The following is an 891-nucleotide window of genomic DNA, read 5'->3' on the forward strand; positions in this document are numbered from 1 at the left end:
GAAGAGCAAGCGCGTATAAACGCAAAGATTGATGCGCAGTTTGCTGACTTTAGAGACCACACCATTGATGTTGCACGGGCTGCTGGGGGTGTTGCTGCCGCGCTTGCTGGTGGCAATGTTGATGCCGGCGCCGATGCCGCTGGTAATGCCGCTGCTAATAACTACCTCAGCAGTGCTCAACAAGCTCAGATGAAGAAAGAATTAAAGGAGTGTCCTGATGATCAGTGTCGAAGAGATGTTAACGAAAAATGGTTCGAGATTGATGAACAACAAGATAGAACTTTTTCGACAGGACTTATGTCTGGTCTCATTGCCGATGTACCAATCAAGTTATACGAGTTAGCTGATAGCGGTGTGAAGAACATGATGTTACAAATAATGATATTTGCTAGCAATCCATGGGAGGGCGGTAAAAGGGCTGTTAAAGACATTGGAACAGGAGCGTCTTGGGTCGTGAGTGGACATGTGATTGATGATGTCTGGGAAGGTGCTGGTCAATTCTGGGGAGGTATTGAGGATTCCTTTATAGGGGATATAGATTACGTAAAAGAGAATTTTGAAAAAGCGGGAGTTGACGGAGCTTTTAATGCTGGTTTTGAAACAGGAAGATTATCAGCCGGAGTGTTAGAAAATTTTGCTGGAGGCGCTGGAGCAGCCAAGGGAGCCATAAAGCTTGGCGAAAAGGCTGTGATCAAGTTCAATGCTAGGAAAGATTTTGCCCAATTCGCTTCCAAGAAAAATCTTGCAGAACTTGCCGCTCAAGGAGATCCTGACAAACTTGCGGCGAAGAAAGAACTGACCAAACTTGCTGCTCAAGAAAAAAAGAAGTGGTTAAAAAAGAAACCCACTAAATTTACCGATAGCAAATTTGGACAGACTAACAAAGCCTAT

The 891-nt window shown here is 44.6% G+C and carries 1 pseudogene; it reads left to right on the forward strand.

Features of this window, described 5'->3' with window-relative positions:
* A pseudogene (locus tag ACFIJS_RS09050) lies at positions 1–891 on the forward strand (filamentous hemagglutinin); the annotation flags it as partial.

This window comes from Bartonella sp. OT172YNZD (assembly GCF_042193725.1).
Classification (GTDB): domain Bacteria; phylum Pseudomonadota; class Alphaproteobacteria; order Rhizobiales; family Rhizobiaceae; genus Bartonella; species Bartonella grahamii_A.